Raw genomic sequence first — 22,303 nt, forward strand, 5'->3', positions numbered from 1 at the left:
CCCTCCAACGGATGACGGCTCCGGCCATACGGCCGAATGCTCACGGATCCGTGAGCAGGTCAGGACGTCCGGGGCCGCGACCGGGGCGCTGCGGTCCGGCGTCATCGCCGTAGAGCGCCTGCACCCAGTTCGCCTGGTAGACAGTGTCGAGGTAGCGCTCCCCCAGATCGGGGGCGATGGCGACGGCGGTGAGACCGGGATCCTGATGGCGCGCCAGCCAGTCCTTCGCCCCGCTGACGACGGTGCCGGTCGAACCGCCGAAGAGGAAGCCGCGTCGGGCGAGGCTCCGGCAGGTGCGGATGGAGTCCGACTCCTCGACGATCACCGCCTCGTCCACCAGGGACCTGTCGAGCAGCGGAGGGGGCACGCTCATGCCCAGGCCCGGAAGCATCCGTCGCCCCGGCGCACCGCCGAAGGTCACCGAACCGGCGCTGTCCACGGCGATGATCTTCACGGGCCGGTGCCAGTGCCGGAAGTAGCGGGCGCACCCCATGAGGGTCCCGGTGGTGCCCGCCCCGACGAACAGGACGTCCAGTGCCGGAAATCCCCTGGCGATGGCGGGCGCGGTGTTTCGGTAGTGGGCCTTCCAGTTGCCCGGATTGGTGTACTGGCTGAGCCACACGCAACGGTCGTCGGCTTCGCACAGCCCCTGTACGTAGGCGAGACGTGCGGCGAGGAAACCACCGGGGACGTGTCGGTCGGTGATGACGTGGACGGTACTGCCCAGGGCCTCCATCATGAGCCGGGTCGCCAGGTTGCAGCGGGGGTCCGTCACGCAGATGAAGCGGTACCCCTTGCTGGCCGCGATCACGCTGAGGGCGACCCCGAGGTTCCCGGAGGAGGATTCGACCAGGACGGAGCCCGGTGTCAGGGTGCCGTCCTGCTCGGCGGCCTCCACCATTTCCGTGGCGGCCTTCAGCTTGACGGACCCGGCGAAGTTGAATCCCTCGCACTTGAGGAACAGTGGGCAATCGAGACTCGGGCGGAGGTCGACGAAGAGTTCCTCTTCGTTGAAGGCGTAGGGAACGGATATGAAACGCACGATGATCTCCTCAGGTCAGCGCGAACCGTGCCGTCCGGGTCATCCGTAGCGGGTCAGTTCGTGGAAGAAGTCGTCTACGGTCCGCAGTTCACGGGAGCGCACCACCTCGTCGTAGACGTACTTGCCGAGGGCGAGGTCGAGCACCCCGAGTCCGAACGGTGAGAACACCGTGGTCCTGCCCGCCGGTACGGTCACCCGCCCGGCCATCACGTCGTCCAGGGTGCCCGCGAGGAACCGGCGGCTGCCGGTGAGCTGTTCGGTGAGGTGGGGTGAGGTGTCGGCCCTGAGGCAGTGGTCGATGTCGTCGACGATGTTGGTCGAGCCGAGCAGGACCTGTGGGGCGAGGTCGCGCAAGGACAGGTGCAGGACCAGCGGATGGTGGCCGAACCACGCCGGGTCGACCACATGGGGCCTGGCGGCGACGGTGGCGAAGACCACCAGGTCACTGACCCGGACGAGCGCCTCCGGGCTGTCGTGGATGGTGATGTGGCCGGTTGCTCCCGACTGCTCCAGGCACATGCGGAATCCGGACGCGCTGCTGGGTGACAGGTCGTGCACCCCGATCTCGTCGAAGGTCCATCCGGTGGCGGCCAGGAACGTGTGGACGTAGCGGGCGATCAGGCCCGTACCGAAGAATCCGACGCGGGTGGGGCGGGGGCGGCTCCGGCTGAGCCGGTCCGCCGCCAGGGCCGCGGACGCGGCGGTTCTGCTGGCGCTGATGATCGAGCTTTCCAGGCAGGCGAAGGGGTAGCCGGTGGCCGGGTCGTTGAGGATGAGAACGGCCGAGGCCCTGGGTACTTCGCGCGCCACGTTCTGCGGGAAGCTGGAGATCCATTTCAGCCCGTCCACGGGTGCCGGTCCGCCGATGGACGCGGGCAGCGCGATGATGCGCGCGCTTCCGCGGTCCGGGAGCCTGAGGAACGAGGACGGCGGATTGACGGTCCGCCCGACCCCGTGCAGGCGGTACGTCTCCTCGACGACCCGCACGATGTGCCTTTCGCGTCCCCGCAGGGCGCTGTGGACCTGGGCTCCGGGGATCACCGCGAACGGTGGCACGCGCAGCCGGTTCTGTGACGGGTTCGCCGCGGCTCCGCCGGCGGTGGTCATGGGAGGTCACCTCGCTGACGGGAGCGGTCGTCCGGATGCGGTGGCCCGCCCATGGCCACGACCACTTCGCGGGGTCCCTCGAAGGCTTCCCGGCCGTGGGCGGTACGGAGGTTGTCCACCAGGAGGAGATCGCCCGCCCGCCACGGCCGGCGGACGGTGTGGGCCTCGTAGACGGCGTTGACGAGCCGGACGGTCTCCTCGGTGACGGGGTCGCCATCGCCGTAGTAGGTGTTGAACGGCAGGCCGTCCGCGCCGTACTCGGCGAGGAGGTACTCGCGTATCTCGGGGTCGAGGGTCCATTCGTTCAGGAACGCGATCTGGTTGAACCAGCAGCGGTGTCCGGTGACCGGATGCCGCAGCACGGCGCTGCGTCGCTGCCGGGTGTGGAGGGTGCCGTCGGGCCGCCAGGCGAAGGCGATCGCGTTGGCCCGGCAGTAGGTCTCGACGCGTTCCCGGTCGTCGGTGCCGAAGGCCTCCGCCACGGAGGCTCCGATGCCGTTCCCGTAGGAGCGGGCGAGCTGCCAGCCTTCGCGGATGAAGCGCTCGGACACGGTGGACGGCAGTGCGTCGAGCACGGCTGCGGAATCCGCGGTCACCGTGGCTCCGCCGGCGGTGGGTGCGCTGAGGCAGGCGAACAGCAGGAGGGAGGGGAACTCAAGGGCGTAGCTGAGTTCGTGGTGCATGCACATCGGCTGGTTCGGGGGCCATCTCGACGAGGAGTAGACGCCCGCCGCGTGTCTCTGGCGGGGTGCGAAGGCCTCCTTCTCCGTGACCGCCGGGGCGCCGAGGCCGCGCAGGAGCTCGCCGGCCATCGCCGGATCACCGATGCCGAGGCCGCGGACCCGCACGGCGCCGTGCTCGACGAGGGCGGCGCGCAGGGCCTCGCGGTGCGCCGCGGCCCAGTTGGCCGGGTCGGCGGGGCCGTCGGCGCGCAGCAGCGGGGTGGGGTCCGGCCGTGGGTCGGGGAAGGCGACGGGACCCGGGACGGGGGTGGGGATGGGGGTGGTCATCGGGTTCTCGTTTCGATCAGGCGGGCGAGGTCGGCGAGCCGGGGATGGAGGGTGATGTCCTTGAGTGACACGTCCCGGTTCAGGGTGACCACGACCCGCATGGCCGACAGGGAGGTCCCTCCCAGGTCGAAGAACCGGTCCTGTCGGCCGATGCGGTCCAGGGGGATGCCGAGGGCCTGTGACCAGGCCGCGGCGAGGCGTTGTTCGGCCGGTGTGCCGGGAGGGTGCCGGTCCTCCCGCGGGACGCCCCGGTCCGCGGCGAGGGCGCCCAGGGCCTTCCTGTCGGTCTTGCCGTTGGCGGTCACCGGGAGCCGGTGGAGCCGGTGGAAGGACGACGGGACCATGTACGCCGGCAGTTCGGCGCTCAGGAGGTCCCACAGGCGCTTCGGTTCGCACCCCGTCGTACTGGTGTAGAAGGCCGCCAGATGTGGTCCGCGGCCCGCGCGTCGTACGGCGACCACGGCCGCGTCGTGGACTCCGGGCAGACGCAGCATGGCGCTGTCGATCTCCGCGAGCTCGATCCGGAGTCCGTGGATCTTGACTTGTGTGTCGCGGCGGCCGAGGAACTCGAGCTTCCCGTCGGGGAGCCACCGGCCGTGGTCCCCGCTGCGGTAGAGGCGGCTCGCCGGACGGTAGGGGTCGGTCGTGAACGCGAGGCGGGTCCGTTCGGGGTCGCCCGCGTACCCGCGGCCGACGCAGACGCCGGAGAGGACTATCTCCCCGGGCGCGCCGAGGGGCACCGGCTCCAGGGCGGCGCCGAGGACGTAGGCGCGCACGTTGGCGACGGGCCGGCCGAGCGGGACGCGTTCGCCGTCCGGGGGCCGGTCCATGACCTCGTGGTTGGTGTCGTCGCAGGTCTCGGTGAGCCCGTAGGCGTTGACCAGCCGGATGCCGGGCTCGCGGGCGAACCAGCGCTCGACGAGTTCCTTGCTCACCGCCTCGCCGGTCACGGACACGCAGCGCAGGTCGGGCAGGTCGCGGGGGCGGCGTCGCAGACAGGCGAGCATCGCGTCGAGGTAGGACGGCACGACTTGGAGCACGCTGGCTCCCCCGGCGGTGACGGTGTCGAGGAACCGCTCGATGTCCAGGACGCGGTCCTGCTCGACGAGCAGGGTCCGCCCGCCGGCGAGCGGCCCGGCGAGCAGCTGCCACAGGGAGATGTCGAAGCACTGCGGCGCCGTCTGGGCGACGACGTCTCCCTCGCGGATCCCGAGGTCGTCGATCTTCGCGTAGAGGTGGTTCAGCATTCCCTCGTGCTCGCACATCACGCCCTTGGGCTCGCCGGTGGAGCCCGAGGTGAAGTAGATGTAGGCGAGGGAGTCCGCCGGGACGGGGACCCGCGGGTCTTCGCCGCCGCGGCTCTCGTCGTACGCCGTCTCGATGGGCAACAGCCGGACCTCGGGCAGCGCGTCCAGGGCCCGGTCGAGCAGGCTGGTGGCGGACTCGGTCAGCGCGAAGCGGCACGAGGCGCGCGTCAGCATGGTGGTGATGCGGTCGGCGGGGAAGCGCGGATCGATCGGCACGTACGCTCCGCCCGCCTTGAGGACGGCCAGGACGGCTGCCATCCAGCCCAGACCGCGCTCGCTCACCACGGCGACGGCGTCCTCCCGGCGCAGCCCCAGCCGGAGAAGGGCGCGGGCCAGCCGGTTGGCACGGACGTTCAGTTCGCGGCGGGTCCAGTGCCGCTCGCCCCGCACGGCCACCACGGCGTCCGGGTGGGTGCGCGCCCGCTGCTCGAACAGCTCGTGGACCCGCAGGTCCGGCAGGTCGCGGCGGCGCGGGCCGGCGAGTTCGGTGAGCTGACGGTGCAGTTCTACGGCGCCCACCAGGCTCTGCGGCCCCGGTGCGGCATCCGGGCCGGCGACGATCAGTGCCAGCGCGGTGAGGTGGTAGCCGGCGATCCTGGCGGCGAGGTCGGCGTCGAGCACGTCGGTGCGGTACCGCAGCCGCAGCACGCGTCGGCCGTCCCGGTCCGCCACCGAAACGTGGAGCGCGGGGGCATCGGCGGCTCGGGCGGCGCCGTCACCACGCGGATCGAAGACGACTTCGGGCGGGGCGTTGGGGAGGCGCGGCTCGGCGCGCGGGGCATCGACCGGGAAACGGTGCGCGGCCACCAGCCGTGCCTCGGCCCGGTCCGCTTCGCGCAGCAGGGTCCGCCAGGAGCGGGAGTCGGCCGTCATCCGGCAGGGCAGCGGGGAACCGCCCGGCACGGCGACGTAGCCGCAACCGACGTCGGGTTCCCCGGACAGCGCGCTGAGGACCTTGAGATGTGCGGCCAGCAGCACCGAGGTGGATGTCACGCCCAGTGCGTCCGCCAGTCGGCCCAGCGAAGCGATGAGGCCGGCGGGGACCGGTGTCTCGTACTCGGCCGTCCCCGGCTCCGGTGCGCGGCTCCAGCGCGGTACGGCGGTGAACCCGCCGTCAGCGGAGGCGCGTTCGCGGCGTTCCGCGTCGGGCTTCACTGGTGTTCCCATGACTCCCACCTCTTCTTGGTCAGGTGCTGTCCGCCCGGCCGGTCTGTCGGGCCGGGTTCCCTCCCCAGTGCGCGTTCCGGGGAACGGTCTCGCCTTTCATGAGGAAGGAGTCGGGGGCGAGCACGGCGCCGTCGCCGAGGGTGACCCCGTAGTGGACGAGGGCGCCGGTGCCGAGCGTGCAGTCGGCTCCGACGGTGCTGGGGTCGGACTTGAAGGCGCCGTCCTCCTGCGAGTGGCACTGGACGACGCTGCCGGCGCCCAGCGTGCAGCGGTCGCCGAGGGTGACCATCGTCCGCTCGGTCAGGTAGCAGCCGTCGTCGAAGACCCTGCGGCCGAGCCGGACGCCGAGCAGCCGCCAGATCGCGTTCTTGAACGGCGTGCCGTTGAAGAGCCGCAGATAGGTTTCCGACGGCACCTTCCAGAAGCGTTCGCGCTCCCAGAAGCGGAGGTCGTAGATCGAGCAGAACAGCGGACCGGGCGGGCGGCGGGAGATGACGACGCGTTCGACGGCGGCGAAGTAGAGGACGGTGACGAGCAGGGCCAGTACGTTGGCCAGCGCCACCACGGCCGCGTCCAGCACGTCGTAGAGCTCGGCGGCGACCGCGAACAGCAGGCTGATCAGGAAGAAGTAGAGCCACCGGACCAGCAGGTACCAGGCCATGGTGAGGGCGTTGTGGCGGTTCTTGGCGCGCAGCAGGCCGTGTGGCGGCCGGCCGCCGGTCAGCCGGTCGACGCCGGCGTCCCGCCGGACCGACCGGGGAATCTCGAAGCTGGGCGACCCCAGCAGCCCCACGCCCTCGCGGACCTTCCCGTCTACGGGCACCATCACCTTGGTCGCGAGGAGGCAGTTGTCGCCCGTCCTGCCGCCCGGGGGGTAGGCGATCCGGTTGCCGAGGAAGTTCCGCGGCCCGATGGTCACACGGGACACCCGGAAGGACGTGCTGGAGAACTCGGCGTTGTTGATCGACAGGCCGTCCGCGACCATCGTCGCGCTGCCGACGGAACTCAGGTACGGGGAGTCGTGCTTGACCTCCGTGCCGAAGTTCGAACCGGTCTGCTCGACGCGGGAGAGGTCGTAGCCGAGGTAGCGCAGGTAGTGCACGACGGCGGAGCTGTCACCGAACAGACGGGTCAGGAAACGCTGGTTGGTGATCAGGGTGATCGCCCGCTGCGCCCCGTACCGGAAGCCGTACAGGGGGTACACCCTGCCCGGGGTGATGGCCCTGCCGAGCAGCCGGGGAACCGTGGCGACCGCCGCCAGCCCCAGGGCGATGGCGCCGAAGAAGAGGACCAGCGAAGCCGCCAGGGCCTCGGCGTAGAACGTCCACGTCGTCAGGGCCGTCGGCCCCGGTTCCAGGACGGCGGCCAGTTGCGGTGCCTCGGCGAGCAGGAGGCCGACACCGCCGAAGCACAGGGGCAGGTAGACGAGCAGGACGGCCAGGATCTGCCAGGCGCCGTGCGCCGCCCGACGCAGCTCGCCGCAGCGGGCCGGGGCGAGCCGCGGGTATGCGGCGTCGGCCCGCGACGCGGGCGAGCCGTGCCAGTGCTCCCCGTCCGGCACGGCCTGCCCCCGGTGCAGGGAGGAGGCGTGGCCGAGCCGCGCGCGGTTCCCGAGCGAGGTTCCGATGTCGAGGACGGTGGCCTCGCCGACGACCGCGTCGCTCCCGACGGAGACCGGGCCCGTCTGGATCAGGCCGGCATGGGCGCGGTAGCAGTTGACGTAGGAGTCCTTGCGGATCACCGTGCCGGCCCCGATGGTGAGCAGGTCGGTACAGACCGGTACGTTGCGGGAGAAGATGGCGGCGCCCCGGCCGATCCGCGCTCCCAGCGCCCTGAGGTAGAGCACGTACAGCGGTGAACCGACGAGCAGCGCCGGCGGCGCGGACCGGACGAGGGTCTTGACCACCCAGAACCGGAGGTACGCGATGCTCCAGACGCGGATCTGGCAGGGCTGCCACCGGCCTATCAGCACCCACTTCAGCAGCACCGGGAAAGCGCACAGCCACAGCAGGACGGCCGCACCGAACACCACCGACCGCAGGTACACGCCGCCGGGACCCGATCCGGCGGAGATCCAGTCGTAACCGCGGACGCCCACGAGCGCGATGAGGTAGGAGTACGTGAGGAACGCCAGAAGTTGCAGCGCACCGCAGAGCACGTAGTGCGGGGCTCCCCCGGCGGGCTCCGGCAGTGGCGGTGCCTCGGCGACGGGGCCGGCGGCGCTCGCGGAGGCGGGCACCGCGAGCGCCGCGGCGAGTCTCCCGATGGTCGGGTGACGGTAGACGTCCTTCATCGACACCGCCGGCAGGCCCCCGGCCTTTCTGGCGCGTGCGCAGAACCGGGCCATCACCATGGAGTCGGCGCCCAGGTCGTCGAAGAAGTGGCTGTCGACGGACACCCGGTCGCACCCTGTGACGTCGGCGAGGATGCCCGCGAGGACGCCCTCCGCGCGGGCGGGCGCCGCATCGGCGGTGTCCACGCCCGTCACACGCTCCCGGGGGACGGGAGATGGATGGTCTACCGGTCCTCTGGTCACTGTGGGCTCCCTCGGAGAGCTTCCCCCGGCGCGGGCGGCGGCCGTACGCCATGTCCCCTATTCGTCGCCACCGCGCAGAAGGATGGGAAAGCCGCAGAAATAACCTTTCGGCGCAAGTCCTCTGAAATGCAGTGATACGCGGATCCCGGTCGCTTCGGACCTTCCTCCACCAGTCCGCCCGCCCCGGGGCAACGAATGACTCATCGAGGGTGAGGACTCCGCGTCCGCACTTGAGTGATCGGACCGGCCGCGGTCCCTCCCCCCGCGAACCGCCGACTCGGGGAACGAGCGGACCCCGTGACGGGGCGACCCGTCGGGCCCGCCTCCAGCAGGAGGAACGAATGACCACTCATCGCACGCGCCGCTCCGCCGTACTCGGCGCAGCCGCGTTCACACTGCCCTTCGTCCTGGGCCTGGCAGCCCCGGCCTTCGCCGACAGCCAGCAGAGCGGACCCTACGGCCCGGCCTGCGCGTCAGTCCCCAAAGAGGGTGCCGGCAGCCTCGCGGGCATGGCCAAGGACCCCGTGGCGACCGCGGCTTCCAACAACCCCGCACTGTCCACGCTGGTCACGGCCGTCAAGCGGGCGGGCCTCGTCGACACCCTGAACAACGCCAAGGACATCACCGTCTTCGCGCCGACCAACGAGGCGTTCGCGAAGATCCCGAAGGCCGACCTCGCCAGGATCCTGGCCGACAAGACCGAACTGACCAAGATCCTCACCTACCACGTGGTGGGCGAGAGGATCACGCCGAAGCAGCTCACCTCGGGCCCGTTCAAGACGCTCGAAGGCGGCTCCCTCACCACGGCGCGATCCGGCGGTTCCTTCACCGTCAACGACAAGGCGAAGATCGTCTGCGGCGATGTCCACACCTCCAACGCCACGGTCAACATCATCGACACGGTGCTCACCCCGATGTGATCCCGCGACCCCATGTGACCCCGTGTGACCCCGTTTTCCGGTCCCCTTCCGCGTGTCGCGCGCATCCGCGCGCGGCGGCGCGGGAGGGGACCGGATGCCAATCCGAGAGTGACGGAGCTACGAATCACCCGCTGAGGAGGACGGACCGACCGGCCCTCCCGCTGGAGGAGGCGGTCCCCATGCTCACCCTGGTCCTCATCGGATTGCTCGGCGGCCTCATCACCGCGGTGTCCCCGTGCATCCTGCCGGTCCTGCCGGTCGTGTTCCTCGCCGGCGGAGGCGATGCGGGGCCCCCACCCGGAGCGGGCCCGCCCTCGGCGGCGCGCGACCGGGACCTCGCGGGGCCGGCCCCCGACGAGGACAGCGCCGTACTGGTCGACGATCCCCCGGTCCAGCCACCCCGCCCGCGCCGCAACCGGCGCCCCTACGCCGTCGTCGCCGGGCTCGTGGTCAGCTTCAGCTTCTTCACCCTGCTGGGCGTCACCATCATCTCGGCGCTCGGCCTGCCGCAGGACATCCTCCGCTATCTCGGACTGGGCCTGCTGGTCATGATCGGCCTCGGTCTGATCCTCCCGCCCGTCGAGCGCCTGCTGGAGAAGCCCTTCGCGCGCATCCCGCAGCGCCAGGTGAACAAGGAGGGCAGCGCCTTCGTCCTCGGTCTCGGGCTCGGCCTCCTCTACGTTCCCTGCGCGGGCCCGGTCCTGGCCGCGATCACGGTGGCCGGTGCGCGCGGCGAGATCAGCTCCGGCATCGTCGCCCTGACCCTGTCCTTCGCCCTCGGCACCGCCATCCCGCTGCTGGTGTTCGCTCTCGCCGGGCGCCGGGTCAGTGCGCGGGTCGCCGCCTTCCGCACCCGTGCCCGCGGACTGCGGATCGCCGCCGGCACCCTGATGATCGTGCTCGCGTTCGCCCTCGCCTTCGACGCGACCACCGCCCTCCAGCGGGCGCTGCCGAACTACACGGCCGCCGCGCAGAAGGAGGTCGAGGACAGCGACGGCGCCCGCCAGCAGCTGTCCGGCCTCTACGACGACTCGAACAAGGAGCTCTCCGCCTGCGAGGACGGCGTGAACGAGCTCCGCTCCTGCGGGCAGGCCCCGCCCGTCACCGGCATCGCCAAGTGGCTCAACACGCCGGACGGGCAGCCCGTCGACCTCACCGCGCTCCGGGGCAAGGTGGTTCTGATCGACTTCTGGACCTACTCCTGCATCAACTGCCAGCGCAGCCTGCCGCACGTCAAGGACTGGGACCGCGTCTACAAGAGCAGCGGCTTCCAGGTCATCGGCGTCCACTCGCCCGAGTTCGCCTTCGAGAAGGACCCCGGGAACGTCGCCGACCAGACCCGCAAGCTCGGCGTCCGCTACCCGGTGGCCCTCGACAACCGGCTCGACACCTGGAACGCCTACCGCAACCGCTTCTGGCCCGCCAAGTACCTCATCGACGCCAACGGCACCGTCCGCTACTTCACTTTCGGCGAGGGCCGCTACGACCAGACCGAGGACCTGATCCGCACCCTGCTGCGGCAGGCCGACCCCGGCGTCAAACTGCCGCCCAGGACCGGCCGGGGGAACGACCGCCTCACGGCCGGCCGCACCCCCGAGACGTACCTGAGCACCCTGCGCCTGCGCGGCTACACCGGCACCCCCCTCACGCTCGGCCGGCCGGCCGCCTACCGCTTCCCGGCGGCCATCCCGCTGAACGGGCTCTCCCTCGACGGGACCTGGACCGCCGCCTACGAGCAGTTCACCGCCGGCGACAACGCCCGGCTCGCGATCACCTACCGCGCCAAGAACGCCAACCTCGTCCTCGCCGGCGAGGGCCGCGTCACCGTCTTCCTGGACGGCAAGAAGACCAAGACCATCCAGGTCCACGGCGCCCCCACCCTCTACCGCCTCACCGACGACGACCACCCGCGCAAGGGCCGGCTGGAGATCCGCCCCGCCCCCGGGATCCAGGCCTTCGCCTTCACCTTCGGATAGTCGGACAGCGGGCGCGGCTCCCTGGAACGGACAGAAAGGCGATGAAACAGGTCATCCAAAGAATGGATTTCGACCAGAGATTTGATACTTTCATATATTTTTCGCCTTGGGGTCAGATCATCCGACCGAGCGAGCAGACTTCAGGCGCGTCGACGCGGACGAGCAACGGCGCGCATCCGGAAACTCGGAGGTCTACTTGAAGAAGGCCCTGTTCTCCCTCATGACGGCCGCGGCGCTGGTCACGTCCGTCATGGCCGCCACACCGGCTCAGGCATCGGTTTCCTACCAGGTGAATCCGACCCGCGCCTGCCAGCAGCAGTACGGCGGCGGCGTGTTCGGTGCCAGCCACTACAAGTGGTCGCCGGACGGCCTGTACTGCTACGGCCTGTCCTTCCCGGCCGCCATCACGTGGATCGGCACCCTGGACAAGCACAGGATCTACAGCTATTGCCGCGCGACCTACGGCAACCGCGCGGACGCCAAGGTCGGCGCCGGCTGGCGGCTCCCCGAGAGCGCCTGGTGGTGCGTCATCTCGTAGCCCGCGTGTCCGGACCGCCCTGATCGGCCTGCCCCTGCCGGGGTGTTTCTCCGGCGGGTTGCAGGTGGGCGGTCCACTTCTCCTCGATGCGGCCGTACTTCCACAGCACCAGCGCCAGGATCCAGGTGACGAAGAACAGGCCGACGACGACGAAGCCGATGGCGTTGAGGTCCAGGCCGCCGGCCCAGTCCCAGAAGGTGCCGTGGAGGTCGAGCTTCTCGGCCAGGAGGCCGAGGACCTCCACGGTGCCGATGACGAGGGCCACGGCCACCGAGAGCCCGGTGACGGTGAGGTTGTAGTAGACCTTGCGGACCGGCTTGGAGAAGGCCCAGCCGTAGGCGAAGTTCATGAACGAGCCGTCGATCGTGTCGAGCAGGGACATGCCCGCCGCGAAGAGGACGGGCAGGCAGAGGATCGCGTACCAGGGCAGTCCCGATGCCGCGCCGGAGCCGGCGAGGACGAGCAGGGCGATCTCGGTGGCGGTGTCGAAGCCGAGGCCGAAGAGGAGTCCGAGCGGGTACATCTGCCAGGGCTTGGTGATCGACTTCATGGTGCGGCCGAGGAGCCGGTTCATGAAGCCACGGTTGTCCAGGTGCCTCTCCAGGGCGGCCTCGTCGTACGCGCCGGAACGCATCTGACGGAAGACCTTCCAGATGCCGGACAGGATGACGAGGTTGATCGCGGCGATCACGTAGAGGAACGCCGCCGAGACACTGGTTCCGATCAGCCCGGTGACGTTGTGGAGCTCGGAATCGTCGTCGCGGACCGGCCCGGCCAGTGCCTTGATCCCGAGGGAGAGCAGGACGGCCAGGCCGAAGACGATCGTGGAGTGGCCGAGGGAGAACCAGAAGCCCACCGAGAGCGGGCGCTGCCCGTCGTTCATGAGCTTGCGGGTGGTGTTGTCGATCGCCGCGATGTGGTCGGCGTCGAACGCGTGGCGCATCCCGAGGGTGTACGCGGTGACGCCGATGCCGATGCCGATGCCGAAGGTCTGGGCGCCGATGCTGTGGTGCTCCGGGGTCACGATCGCGACGAGCGTGAACCAGCCGATGAAGTGGAGCGACAGGATGAAGGCCGCCATCCCGCCCAGGCGGGCCCATTCCTTGCGGTTCAGGGAGCGGCGAACGCGACGGAGACGGTCCTTGGGGCCGGATGCGGTGACCACGGGCGGACGACCTTCCTCGTGCGGCGCCGCCTGGTGCGGTCGGGCCTCACCCGTAGCCCTATCCTTATTGCGACCTAGTTGCAATAACGCCACTCAGGCAGGAAGAGGGGTGCTGTGGTGAGCTCTCCGGTGGTGCTCGGGATCGAGTCGTCGTGTGACGAGACCGGCGCGGGGATCGTGAAGGACGGCAAGCTGCTCGCGCACGTGGTGGCGTCGAGCATGGACGAGCACGCCCGCTTCGGCGGCGTCGTGCCCGAGATCGCCGCCCGCGCGCACCTGCACGCCTTCAACCCGGTCGTCCGGGAGGCCCTGGACCAGGCCGGACTGCGGCTCGGCCAGATCGACGCGGTCGCCGTCACCACCGGGCCCGGCCTGTCGGGCGCGCTCCAGGTGGGTCTGGCCGGGGCGAAGACGCTCGCGTACGCGGCCGGGGTGCCGCTGTACGGCGTCCATCACCTGGCCGGGCACGTCGCCGCCGACACCCTGGAACACGGCCCGCTGCCCGACCCGTGCGTGGTGCTGATCGTCTCCGGCGGCCACACCTCGCTCCTCCTGGTCCGGGATCTGGTCCGCGAGCCGATCCTGCACCTCGGGGACACCCTCGACGACGCGGCGGGCGAGTGCTTCGACAAGGTCGCCCGGATCCTGGGCCTGCCGTACCCGGGCGGGCCCGCCATCGACCGGGCCGCCCGCGACGGCGACCCGAAGGCCGTGGCCTTCCCGCGCCCGCTGACCCGGCCCGGGGACGACCCGTACGCCTTCTCCTTCTCCGGCCTGAAGACGGCCGCGGCCCGCTGGGCCGAGAAGCACCGCCAGCGCGGGGAGGAGCCGCCGGTCGCCGACGGGGCAGCCGCGCTCCAGGAGGCCGTCGCGGACGTGCTGACCCGCAAGGCTCTCGCGGCCTGCCGCGCCTACGACGTGAAGACGCTGATCGTGGTAGGCGGCGTGGCCGCGAACTCGCGGGTCAGGGCGCTGGCGGAGCGGCGATGCGCCTCCGCCGGCATCGAACTGCGCGTTCCGCCCATGACCCTGTGCACGGACAACGGAGCCATGATCGCGGCCGTCGGCGACCTGCTGGTCCGCTCCGGCGCGGAGCCCGCCCCGCTGAACGTGTCCATCGACCCGTCCGCACCCCTGGAGTACGCCTCGCTGACACCGCTCCCCGCCCGGCCCGTCGCAGTCCCCCGGTGACACCCCGCCCCGTCCGGCCGGTCCCGGGCGGGCGGGCTCCGCGCGGCGGTGAGGCCTGGGTGTGCGTCGCGCGGCGCCGGGCCGTAGCCTGCGGCCATGACTGAGATATCGATGCCCACGCCCGCCGAGGCCTTCGACATGCTGCTGTCCGGCAACCTGCGGTTCGTCGCCGGCTCGCCGGAGCACCCCAACCAGGACGCCGCGCGCCGCACCGAGACCGCCCCGGCACAGCAGCCGTTCGCGGTGATGTTCGGGTGCTCCGACTCCCGCCTGGCCGCGGAGATCATCTTTGACCAGGGGCTCGGCGACCTCTTCGTGGTGCGCACCGCGGGTCACGTCGTGGGGGCGGAGGTGCTGGGCAGCATCGAGTACGGGGTGAGCGTGCTGGACTGCCCGCTGGTCGTGGTGCTCGGCCATGACTCCTGCGGGGCCATCGCGGCGGCCCGCGACGCCGCCGACGGCGGCCAGGTGCCGGCCGGTTTCGTGCGTGACGTCGTCGAGCGGGTCACCCCGAGCGTGCTGGCGGCCCGCGCCGCCGGGCGTGACTCGGCCGATGAGATCCTTCACCACCACATCCGGCACACCGTCGATCTGATGCTGGAACGCTCCCGCGTCCTCGCCGAGCGCGTGGCCTCCGGCCGGCTCGCCGTGGCCGGCCTGTCCTACCGGCTGGCCGACGGCAGCGCGCAGCTGGTCGCCGCGCACGGCCTTCCCGTACCCGCCGCCCAGGCCTCGTGACGCAGGGGCGCCGCACGGAGCACTGCCGGCCGGTGTTCAGCGTTCCCGCAGGTCCGGTGTGACCTCTCGGAGCCGTGCGGCGCTCAGTGCGCCTTCCCGCAGCAGGACGGGGGTCTTGGCGGTGACGTCGACGATCGATGACGGGACGTCCGCCGGGGTCGGGCCCGCGTCGAGGTAGACGGCAACCGTGTCGCCCAGCATGGCCAGCGCCGCGTCGCAGTCCTGCGGGGAGGGCCGGCCGGTCAGGTTGGCGCTGGAGACCGCGAGCGGTCCCGTCTGGTCGAGGAGGCTGAGGGCGACGGGATGGGCGGGCATCCGGATCGCCACCGTGCCGTGGGTTTCGCCCAAGTCCCACTTGATCGACGGCTCGTGACGGGCGACCAGGGTCAGGCCGCCAGGCCAGAAGGCGTCGATGAGCTCTCGCGCCTGCACCGACAGGTCGATGACCAGGCCGTCCAGGGCGTCCGGGGAACCGACCAGTACCGGTGAGGGCATCTGCCGGCCCCGGCCCTTGGCCCGCAGCACACGACCGACCGCGTCAGGGCTGAAGGCGTCAGCGCCCACCCCGTACACCGTGTCCGTGGGCAGCACCACCAGCTCACCCCGGCGCACCGCGTCCGCGGCCTCGCGCAGGCCCTCGGCTCGTCCGGGCCCGGCCGAACAGTCAAATCGAAGCGCCATCGTTCTCCCTTCGCACGGCTCCTCGTGCCGCGACTTCATGGCGTCCGCAGGCTATCGCTTCCGGGAGACCCGCTCAGGCCGTACGATGCGTTCTGCTCCGGCCCCAACCGGCCTGAGCCCACAACCGAATGCATGCACAACTGGGGGAAGCCGGTGGGAATCCGGCGCTGACCTGCAACCGTGAACGGCGCTGTCCGCGCCGTGAGTCGGAGAACCCGGGGTGCGATGTGCACCGCTTCCCACTGTCACGGTCTGCAGTTCGAAGCCCCAGCCTGACTCGGCACCCCCGTGCGCCCTCCCCGAGGGCGCACGTCCGGGGTGTGCGCGAGTGCGGGTCGGCGGGTTCGCGTCAGCAGACCCGGAGATCCCTCAGGAAGGCACTCCATGCGCCAGATCCTCGCCCGCCGTTCCGTGATCACCACGGTCGCCCTCGGGCTCGCCCTCGTCGCCGCTCCGACGGTGGCCGAGGCCAAGCCGAAGCTGAACACCAACGCCACCGTCAAGGTGAACCTCACCGTCCAGGGGCCCGACGGGCTGCTGTTCAAGGGCAAGGTCAAGACCAAGGGCCACGACGTCACCACGGCCACCGGCGGCACCCACAAGTGCGACGGCACCAACGGCGGCGCCAACCCTTCCAAGGTCCCCACCCCGACCGCCGCCCTCGATGACGCCGCCCACAAGAAGGGCTTCACCTGGGACGGCACCTGGTACGCGTCCTTCGACGACTTCTCGGTCGACACCATAAAGAGCGTCAGCGGCGGGGGTTCCGCCTACTGGAGCATCGCCGTCAACGGCACCCCCACCCCGGTGGGCGGCTGCCAGTTCAAGATCAACGCCGGTGACCAGGTGTCCTTCACCTGGACGGCCTTCTAGTACGGCCCGTCCGCCCGGCCGGTGCCGCGGCCCCGAAGGCCCGCGGCACCGGCCGGCGTCCGCAGGTCAGGCGCCCCAGCGCAGGGCGATGGTGTCGCCCACGCCCACGACCTTGTTGCGGGCGGCGCCGGCGAAGGCGGAGCCGTCGACACTGACCTTCCAGGTGTTGGAGCCGCTGTTGGCCTTGCCGTTGACGGCCGTGACGGTACCGGTGCCCGACGAGGGGGTCACGCTCGTCACGCAGCCGGAAGGCGTCGCGGCGGTGGTCGCCGCGTTCAGAACGTCCCCGAGGGTGGTGGTCGTACCGGTCGGGGTGAAGGCGACCGAGCACACCTTGAGGCTGCCGGCCCCGTCGTCGACGGTCAGCGCCAGCTGGGTGGCCGTACCGGCGGTGAAGGCGGACTGGGCGACCCACTGCGGGGCCCCGGGGGTGACCGGAACGGGCGGGGCCGTGGTGAAGCCGCCGCCCGCGACGGCCCGCAGCGCGTCGATGGAGGAGTAGGCGGAGGGCACGGTGTCGGACGGCTTGTACTTGAAGCCGCCCGCCGGGTTGTACTGATTGGCGATCAGGAAGTCGATCGGGGTCTTACCGCTGCCGGTGAGGAAGTCCCCGGTCTGCGGGTTGAACCCGCAGGCGTTGAGGCCGGCGACACCCCAGCCGTTGGAGCTGGTGTTCACCCCGTACAAGGAGTTGAAGGCACCGCTGCCGGAAACCAGCGTGCTCTTCAGGAAGTTCTTCGCCTGGACGACGTCCGTGTCGGTGTTCGGTACGCCGGACACACACAGGGCGGCCATGGCGGCGCCGGTCATGTCGACGTCGCCCGCGGAGTTCAGAACGGTCGGGTTGCCCTCGCCCTTCTGGTAGGTCCAGCCGCCGTCCACGTGCTGGTTGGCGCGGATGCGGGCGACCATCGAGTCCGTCAGCGCTTGCGGGACGCGGGCGCCGCCGGCCTGGGTCTTGGCGCCGCCCAGCGAAAGGGCCGCGAAGACCGTGCCGTTGAAGTTGCCCGAGGGGCCGAAGTACCCTGCTTCCGCGGTCTGCCAGTAGGAGTAGATGCTCGCGACGAGGTTGCGGGAGGCGGACACGCGGGCCGGGTCGATGCCGGCGGCGTACGCGTTGAGGGTGCCGCGCTCGTAGTCCGTGACCACCGGGGAGGCCTGCGGCCAGCCCGCCGTCGACAGCAGGTTGCGGTAGACGGTGCGAGCGTTCTTCGTGGTGTCGCCACCCGGGTAGACGTCGACGACGGCCGTGCCCGCCGCCGCGAAGGTACTGAACGCCCACTCGTTTGACAGACCGGAGCCGGCGTACGAACCGTCCGCCGCCTGGAGGGACTTGAGGTACGCCACGCCGTTGGTCTTGGAGGTGGCGATCTGGGCGGGCGACGAGGTCGCGGACGCGGGGAGCGCGGTGAGCGCGAAGGCGCCGAGCGCTGCGGGCACCACGAGCGCGAGGCGGCGGGAAGTGCGGGGACGGGGACGGGACATGGCCTGCTCCTGGAATCGGCGGACGCCGACCTCATCCGGCGCTGCGCCGGCGTGCGGACGCACGGGCGGGCATGCCGGAGGGCCGCCGCCCGGAACGCGTGGTACGGCTTCCTGTACTGCATCGCCGTATGGGCATTCGGGCTCGGAGACGGCCCCCGCCGTCCCACACCGCTGCGCGTCAGCTCCGGCTTCCCACCGGATTCCCCCATCTGGCAGCCCAGGACGCTACCCGAGTGATCAAGGGTCCGCCAGCCATCGTGAGACGCGCCGCCCGGACCCGCCGTGAGCGCTCCCGGATGAGATGCAGGACACCTTGACGCTGCCTTTATCAGCGTGTTCCACTCCGACTGATAAGCACTCAGCTCCAGGGGAAGCCGGTCTGAATCCGGCGCTGACCCGCAACCGTAGGCCCGGCATCGCCGGGCGAGCCGGAATGCCTGGAGCCAGATTTTGCAGCGAGAAACGCCGTCGCGGACTACGGCGTGGTTCGAAGGCTTCTTCCGCGCCCTGCGCATCGCGCAGTGTGCACGGCGCAGTGTGCACGGCGCACCGCGCTCCGTGCGTGCGGGAAGCCCTTTGCCACGCACTGGTCCGCCCGGCTGACACGAGGGGCCGTGGTGGGGACCGCAGAGCTAGCAGAGCGACGCACGGGAAGAATGAGGCTGGTGTCGCTGATGTCGGCGGCGCTGCTGACGTTCGGCGCGAGCGCGGTCTTCGTCACCGGGACGACGCCCGCGGCGGCCGACCCGATCGAGGGGTGCACCGCCACGACCGGCGCAGTCGTCGCCGTCGACTTCGGCCCGTTCGGCGGCAAGGTGGAGCGCGGCTGCGACACCACGCCCACCACGGGCTACGAACTGCTCCGGGACGCCGGTTTCACCACCGAGGGCACCGTCCACGACGGCCCCGCCTTCATCTGCCGCATCGGCAACGCCTCCTTCAACTCCGGTACGCAGTACCCGACTCCGGACAAGGAGGCCTGCGTCCTCACCCCGCAGGCGACCGCCTACTGGTCGTACTGGATCGCCTCGCCCGGCCAGAAGAACTGGACCTACAGCCCCCTCGGCGCGATGACCCGCACGCCGAAGGACGGCGACGTGGACGCCTGGGTGTTCGGCGGTACGGACATCGGCGGGACCTCCGGCAAGCCCACCTTCTCCCCCGACGACGTACGCGCCGCGGGCGGCGGCAGCCCCAGCCCGGACCCGACCGGGCCCACGGGCCCGCCCACCGTGCCGCCGGGCACCGTCGACCTGCCCGCCGCCACCCGGTGGCTCAGTGGGCAACTGACCGACGGTGAAAGGGTCGTCGACGAGGGCGCCACGACGGCGAACCACTTCCTCACGACCGAGGCCGTCTACGCGCTCGCGGGCGCCGACCCCAAGAGCGCGACGGCCCGCAAGGCCGCCGACTTCCTCGCCACGCCCGCGCAGACGGACGCGTACGCCTACCCGGCCGGAAAGGACGGGATCCCCGACGCCACCGCCGCGGCGCGCCTCGCGCTCGTCGCCGAGGCCACCGGCAGGGATCCGCGCGCCTTCGGCGGGCACGACCTGCTCGCAGACCTGGTCAAGTACGTCTGCCCGCGGGACATCGGCGACGGCGAGACGATCGACGGCTGCCTCACCAAGGGCGATTTCCGCACCACCGGCCAGTCGGACGCCCAGGCCCTGGCCGTCATCGCCCTGCTGAACGGCGGCGTGACGCCCCCGGCCGACGCCGTGAACCGGCTGACCGGCCTCCAGTGCGAGGACGGCGGATTCACCGGCATCCTCATCCGCTCCGGCGGATGGTGCGACAGCGACGCCGGCTCCACGGGGCTCATCACCCTGGCCCTCAAGCGGGCCGGCGGCCACGACGCGGCGGTCGCGAAGGCCCGGGCCTACCTGAGGAAGTCCCAGCTGGCGACCGGGGCTTGGCCCTCCGCCTCGTACATGACGACCGGCGCCCCGGCCGCCACCGCCCGGGCCGCCCAGGCGCTGCGCGCCCTCGGTGACACGCCCTACGCGGACGCGGGCCTCTTCTGGCTCTCCAAGCAGCAACTCCCCTCGGGCGGCTTCGGCTTCGAGGAGGGCGAGACCGACGCGCGGGTGTTCGCCGCCGCGCCGGTGGTGCTCGCCGCCGCCAAGAGCGACCTGGTGACGCTGACCACCCCGCCGGCCGTTCCGCCGACGATTCCGCCGGGCGAGGGGCCCGACGCGAAGAAGGGCACGGCCTACCTCACCGACAAGTCCCGTCTGATCCAGGGCCGTTACTACGAGAACGCGCCCGGCAGCGGCTTCGCCGACTACGGCCTGACCATCGACGGCGCCTATGCCCTGGCCGCCACCGGCCAGGACAACGCCACCCTGCGCAACGTCGTCGACTTCCTCGACAAGGGCGGCAAGGACGGCAAGGGGCGCGGCGTCCACGACTGGACCCTGATCGGCACCAAGCACGCCGGCGGGGGTTCCATCGGCAAGACCGCCGTCCTCGCGGAGGCCGTCGGCCGCAACCCGCGCGCCTTCGGCGGACAGGACCTGATCGCCGCCCTCGCCAAGGCCGTCTGCCCGGCCCCGAGCACCGCGCCCGACCGGAGCTGCGCCGCCAAGGGCGCTTACACCAACGCCCCGTCCGTGTTCTCCCAGTCCCTCGGCATCATCGCCCAGGTCCGCGCCGGTGACGGCGCGGCGGCGGCCGAGCCGATCGCGTACCTGGAGAGCCTCCAGGAGTCCTCGGGTGCCTGGCCCAGCCTGATCGGGACGCCCAGCGGGGCCGAGGTCGACTCCACCGCGATGGCCGCCATGGCCCTCGACCTGCTCCCGGACGCCAAGGCGCAGGCGGCCGTGGACAAGGCGCTGGCCTGGCTGGCCACCCAGCAGAAGGACGACGGCGGCTTCCCCGGGGCGTCGGGCAACTCCGTCAACTCCGCCGCCCTCGCCATCCAGGGGATGTCGCTGGACGCGCCGAAGTACGGTGCCCAGATCGGCAAGGCCCGTAAGTTCCTGGTGACCCAGCAGAACACCGACGGCGGCTTCAACGTCGCCAAGGGCGGCCAGCCCGGTTCCGACGTCCGCGCCTCCACCCAGGCGGTCGGCGGCGCCACCGGTATCTCCTTCGCCACCCTGACCCGCAGCCTGGAGGGCACCACCCCCGAACCCATTCCCAGCACCTCGACGGGAACGGGCGGGACGGGCGGAACTGGGGGGACGGGCGGCACCGGTGGCACCAGTGGGACGGGCAACACCACAGGCGGCACCAGCGGCACGGGCGGGACCACCGGATCCGGCGGCACCAACGGCACAGGCGGCACTCCCGTCATCATCACCCCTGGCGAAAGCCCGAGCTCTTCCAGCGGCGCCGGTTCCGCCGGCGGCAACTCCGGCAGCTCCGGCAGCTCCAGCAGCGGTTCGGGCGCATCCGGCGGCACCGGCACCACCGGCGGCAACAGCGCCGTCGTGACCGGCGGTTCGGGCGGCGGCCTGGCCTCCACCGGCGTCCAGGCCGGTGCGCTGGCCGGCGCCGCGGCGGTACTGACCCTGGCCGGATGGCGGCTCGTCGTCATGGCCCGTACGCGCCGCAACCCGGCGGAGGAGGACCGATGAGCTCGCGCGTCACACGCGCCGTGGCCCGCCTGACGGCGGCCCTCGGGCTGACGGTGGCGGCCCTCGCCGCCACCGTCGCCCCGGCCGGGGCCGCGCCCCAGGCGATGGGCCAGTGCACCACCTCCTCCGGAGTCGTGCTCGCCGTGGACTTCAGCCACTGGGGAGGGCCCGTCTACCGCTCCTGCGGCACCACGCCCACCACGGGCTACGAGCTCCTCAACCAGGGCGGCTGGGCCACCACCGGTACCGGCCACGACGGCCCCGCCTTCATCTGCCGCATCGGCTACAGCGGCCACCAGGGCGGCAAGCAGTACCCGACCCCGCAGCAGGACGACTGCGTTCTGACCCCGCCGGCCTCCGCGTACTGGTCGTACTGGCACGCGAACCCGGGGCAGAACACCTGGGAGTACAGCCAGCTCGGCGCGATGCTCTACAAGCCGAAGCCGGGCAGTGTCGATCTGTGGATCTTCGGTGGGACCAACATCGAGGGCACCGAGGGCAAGCCCACCGTCACCCCCGACCAGCTGCGGGCCCACAACACCCGGCCCGCGGGGGCTCCGGCTCCGAAGGACACCCGTACGGCGGCTCCCCTGCCGCCCGACGTCAACACGGGTCCCAGGCCGGAGAACCCGCCGCCGGCCGACCGCACACCCCCTACGGCGGCCCCGCCCGCGCAGGGCGCGGCGCCCCCCGTCCCGTCCACCCCCGCGTCCCCCGCATCCCCCTCGGCCCAGCCCACCGAGAGCGCCTCCCCCTCCCCCTCGTCCTCGGTGTCGCCCCCGGCGTCACCGTCGCCGTCGACCGGTACGGGAGCGGTCGCCGCTCAGGCCCCCGGGCCCCAGGTGGTCGAGGCGGCGCCGGCCGCCGATGCCGAACACGACACGGGCTCGTACCTGCCCGCCGTCGCCACCGGGGCGCTGGTGCTGCTGATCGGCGCCGCCGCCGTGTTCGCGGCCAAGCGCCGCCGTCGTACGGAGTAGCCG

At 71.6% G+C, this 22,303-nt stretch carries 16 protein-coding genes and 2 riboswitches; of the genes, 8 read left to right on the plus strand and 8 right to left on the minus strand.

Annotated features, from left to right (window positions below; all coding sequences use genetic code 11):
• Positions 1–40: 40 nt before the first annotated feature.
• From sbnA to IE248_RS35565, 5 genes are read right to left on the minus strand one after another with little or no spacing between them, the layout of a single operon-like run.
• Positions 41–1,042, minus strand: coding sequence for a 2,3-diaminopropionate biosynthesis protein SbnA (sbnA, locus tag IE248_RS35545; RefSeq protein WP_190032934.1), 1,002 nt, complete (start codon positions 1,040–1,042; stop codon positions 41–43).
• 39 nt (positions 1,043–1,081) lie between these two features.
• On the minus strand, positions 1,082–2,149 hold the full coding sequence (sbnB, locus tag IE248_RS35550; protein WP_190032935.1) for a 2,3-diaminopropionate biosynthesis protein SbnB: 1,068 nt from the start codon (positions 2,147–2,149) through the stop codon (positions 1,082–1,084).
• Positions 2,146–3,159 (minus strand): TauD/TfdA family dioxygenase, encoded by a 1,014-nt coding sequence (locus IE248_RS35555; protein WP_190032936.1) that lies wholly within the window; start codon positions 3,157–3,159, stop codon positions 2,146–2,148. Before IE248_RS35555 ends, sbnB begins: the two co-directional genes overlap by 4 nt.
• Positions 3,156–5,633: a non-ribosomal peptide synthetase gene (locus tag IE248_RS35560; RefSeq protein ID WP_190032937.1), complete on the minus strand. Its 2,478-nt coding sequence runs from the start codon at positions 5,631–5,633 to the stop codon at positions 3,156–3,158. The genes IE248_RS35555 and IE248_RS35560 overlap by 4 nt, the downstream gene beginning before the upstream one ends.
• 19 nt (positions 5,634–5,652) lie before the next feature.
• Positions 5,653–8,112: a Pls/PosA family non-ribosomal peptide synthetase gene (locus IE248_RS35565; RefSeq protein ID WP_229895768.1), complete on the minus strand. Its 2,460-nt coding sequence runs from the start codon at positions 8,110–8,112 to the stop codon at positions 5,653–5,655.
• Positions 8,113–8,510: 398 nt separating this feature from the next.
• Between IE248_RS35565 and IE248_RS35570 the strand changes: the two genes are divergently transcribed.
• The 3 genes from IE248_RS35570 to IE248_RS35580 all read left to right on the plus strand — a co-directional run bounded on the left by IE248_RS35570 (position 8,511) and on the right by IE248_RS35580 (position 11,603).
• Positions 8,511–9,089, plus strand: a complete 579-nt coding sequence (locus IE248_RS35570; RefSeq protein ID WP_190032939.1) for a fasciclin domain-containing protein — start codon at positions 8,511–8,513, stop codon at positions 9,087–9,089.
• A gap of 179 nt (positions 9,090–9,268) precedes the next feature.
• Positions 9,269–11,065: a cytochrome c biogenesis protein DipZ gene (locus IE248_RS35575; RefSeq protein ID WP_190032940.1), complete on the plus strand. Its 1,797-nt coding sequence runs from the start codon at positions 9,269–9,271 to the stop codon at positions 11,063–11,065.
• Between the two features lie 196 nt (positions 11,066–11,261).
• Positions 11,262–11,603, plus strand: coding sequence for a hypothetical protein (locus IE248_RS35580; protein WP_008736976.1), 342 nt, complete (start codon positions 11,262–11,264; stop codon positions 11,601–11,603).
• Here IE248_RS35580 and nicT read toward each other — a convergent pair.
• Complete coding sequence (gene nicT / locus IE248_RS35585; RefSeq protein WP_190032975.1) at positions 11,593–12,717, minus strand: Nickel transporter NicT; 1,125 nt, start codon at positions 12,715–12,717, stop codon at positions 11,593–11,595. The two genes, IE248_RS35580 and nicT, sit on opposite strands and share 11 nt — an antisense overlap.
• A 180-nt stretch (positions 12,718–12,897) precedes the next feature.
• Here nicT and tsaD point away from each other — a divergent pair, with 180 nt between their 5' ends.
• Both tsaD and IE248_RS35595 read left to right on the plus strand, forming a co-directional pair.
• On the plus strand, positions 12,898–13,959 hold the full coding sequence (gene tsaD / locus IE248_RS35590) for a tRNA (adenosine(37)-N6)-threonylcarbamoyltransferase complex transferase subunit TsaD (protein WP_073799044.1): 1,062 nt from the start codon (positions 12,898–12,900) through the stop codon (positions 13,957–13,959).
• Between the two features lie 96 nt (positions 13,960–14,055).
• A complete protein-coding gene (locus tag IE248_RS35595; protein WP_037790676.1) occupies positions 14,056–14,697 on the plus strand; it encodes a carbonic anhydrase in 642 nt (213 codons plus the stop codon).
• Positions 14,698–14,733: 36 nt separating this feature from the next.
• Here IE248_RS35595 and IE248_RS35600 read toward each other — a convergent pair whose 3' ends face one another.
• Positions 14,734–15,378 (minus strand): L-threonylcarbamoyladenylate synthase, encoded by a 645-nt coding sequence (locus tag IE248_RS35600; RefSeq protein ID WP_190032941.1) that lies wholly within the window; start codon positions 15,376–15,378, stop codon positions 14,734–14,736.
• Between the two features lie 384 nt (positions 15,379–15,762).
• On the opposite strand from IE248_RS35600, the gene IE248_RS35605 reads away from it, so the two are divergent.
• On the plus strand, positions 15,763–16,251 hold the full coding sequence (locus tag IE248_RS35605) for a DUF4430 domain-containing protein (RefSeq protein ID WP_190032942.1): 489 nt from the start codon (positions 15,763–15,765) through the stop codon (positions 16,249–16,251).
• Between the two features lie 66 nt (positions 16,252–16,317).
• Here IE248_RS35605 and IE248_RS35610 read toward each other — a convergent pair whose 3' ends face one another.
• Positions 16,318–17,736 carry a prenyltransferase/squalene oxidase repeat-containing protein gene (locus IE248_RS35610; protein WP_190032943.1) on the minus strand — a complete coding sequence of 473 codons (1,419 nt, stop codon included), beginning with the start codon at positions 17,734–17,736 and terminating at the stop codon, positions 16,318–16,320.
• 115 nt (positions 17,737–17,851) lie between these two features.
• Positions 17,852–17,980, minus strand: a riboswitch (cobalamin riboswitch).
• 78 nt (positions 17,981–18,058) lie between these two features.
• Positions 18,059–18,192: riboswitch (cobalamin riboswitch) on the plus strand.
• A 161-nt stretch (positions 18,193–18,353) separates the two neighbouring features.
• Between IE248_RS35610 and IE248_RS35615 the strand changes: the two genes are divergently transcribed.
• Both IE248_RS35615 and IE248_RS35620 read left to right on the plus strand, forming a co-directional pair.
• Positions 18,354–21,320 (plus strand): prenyltransferase/squalene oxidase repeat-containing protein, encoded by a 2,967-nt coding sequence (locus IE248_RS35615; protein WP_491591055.1) that lies wholly within the window; start codon positions 18,354–18,356, stop codon positions 21,318–21,320.
• Positions 21,317–22,300 carry a hypothetical protein gene (locus tag IE248_RS35620; protein WP_190032945.1) on the plus strand — a complete coding sequence of 328 codons (984 nt, stop codon included), beginning with the start codon at positions 21,317–21,319 and terminating at the stop codon, positions 22,298–22,300. Before IE248_RS35615 ends, IE248_RS35620 begins: the two co-directional genes overlap by 4 nt.
• Positions 22,301–22,303: the final 3 nt, after the last annotated feature.

It is taken from the genome of Streptomyces goshikiensis (genome assembly GCF_014650555.1).
Classification (GTDB): domain Bacteria; phylum Actinomycetota; class Actinomycetes; order Streptomycetales; family Streptomycetaceae; genus Streptomyces; species Streptomyces goshikiensis.

What these genes read in the sequence shown, in the direction of transcription:
- sbnB (WP_190032935.1), bottom strand. Translation starts at nt 2,149, where the DNA reads ATGACCACCGCCGGCGGAGCCGCGGCGAACCCGTCACAGAACCGGCTG.
- IE248_RS35555 (WP_190032936.1), bottom strand. Translation starts at nt 3,159, where the DNA reads ATGACCACCCCCATCCCCACCCCCGTCCCGGGTCCCGTCGCCTTCCCC.
- IE248_RS35560 (WP_190032937.1), bottom strand. Translation starts at nt 5,633, where the DNA reads ATGGGAACACCAGTGAAGCCCGACGCGGAACGCCGCGAACGCGCCTCC.
- IE248_RS35570 (WP_190032939.1), top strand. Translation starts at nt 8,511, where the DNA reads ATGACCACTCATCGCACGCGCCGCTCCGCCGTACTCGGCGCAGCCGCG.
- IE248_RS35575 (WP_190032940.1), top strand. Translation starts at nt 9,269, where the DNA reads ATGCTCACCCTGGTCCTCATCGGATTGCTCGGCGGCCTCATCACCGCG.
- IE248_RS35595 (WP_037790676.1), top strand. Translation starts at nt 14,056, where the DNA reads ATGACTGAGATATCGATGCCCACGCCCGCCGAGGCCTTCGACATGCTG.
- IE248_RS35600 (WP_190032941.1), bottom strand. Translation starts at nt 15,378, where the DNA reads ATGGCGCTTCGATTTGACTGTTCGGCCGGGCCCGGACGAGCCGAGGGC.
- IE248_RS35605 (WP_190032942.1), top strand. Translation starts at nt 15,763, where the DNA reads ATGCGCCAGATCCTCGCCCGCCGTTCCGTGATCACCACGGTCGCCCTC.
- IE248_RS35610 (WP_190032943.1), bottom strand. Translation starts at nt 17,736, where the DNA reads ATGTCCCGTCCCCGTCCCCGCACTTCCCGCCGCCTCGCGCTCGTGGTG.
- IE248_RS35620 (WP_190032945.1), top strand. Translation starts at nt 21,317, where the DNA reads ATGAGCTCGCGCGTCACACGCGCCGTGGCCCGCCTGACGGCGGCCCTC.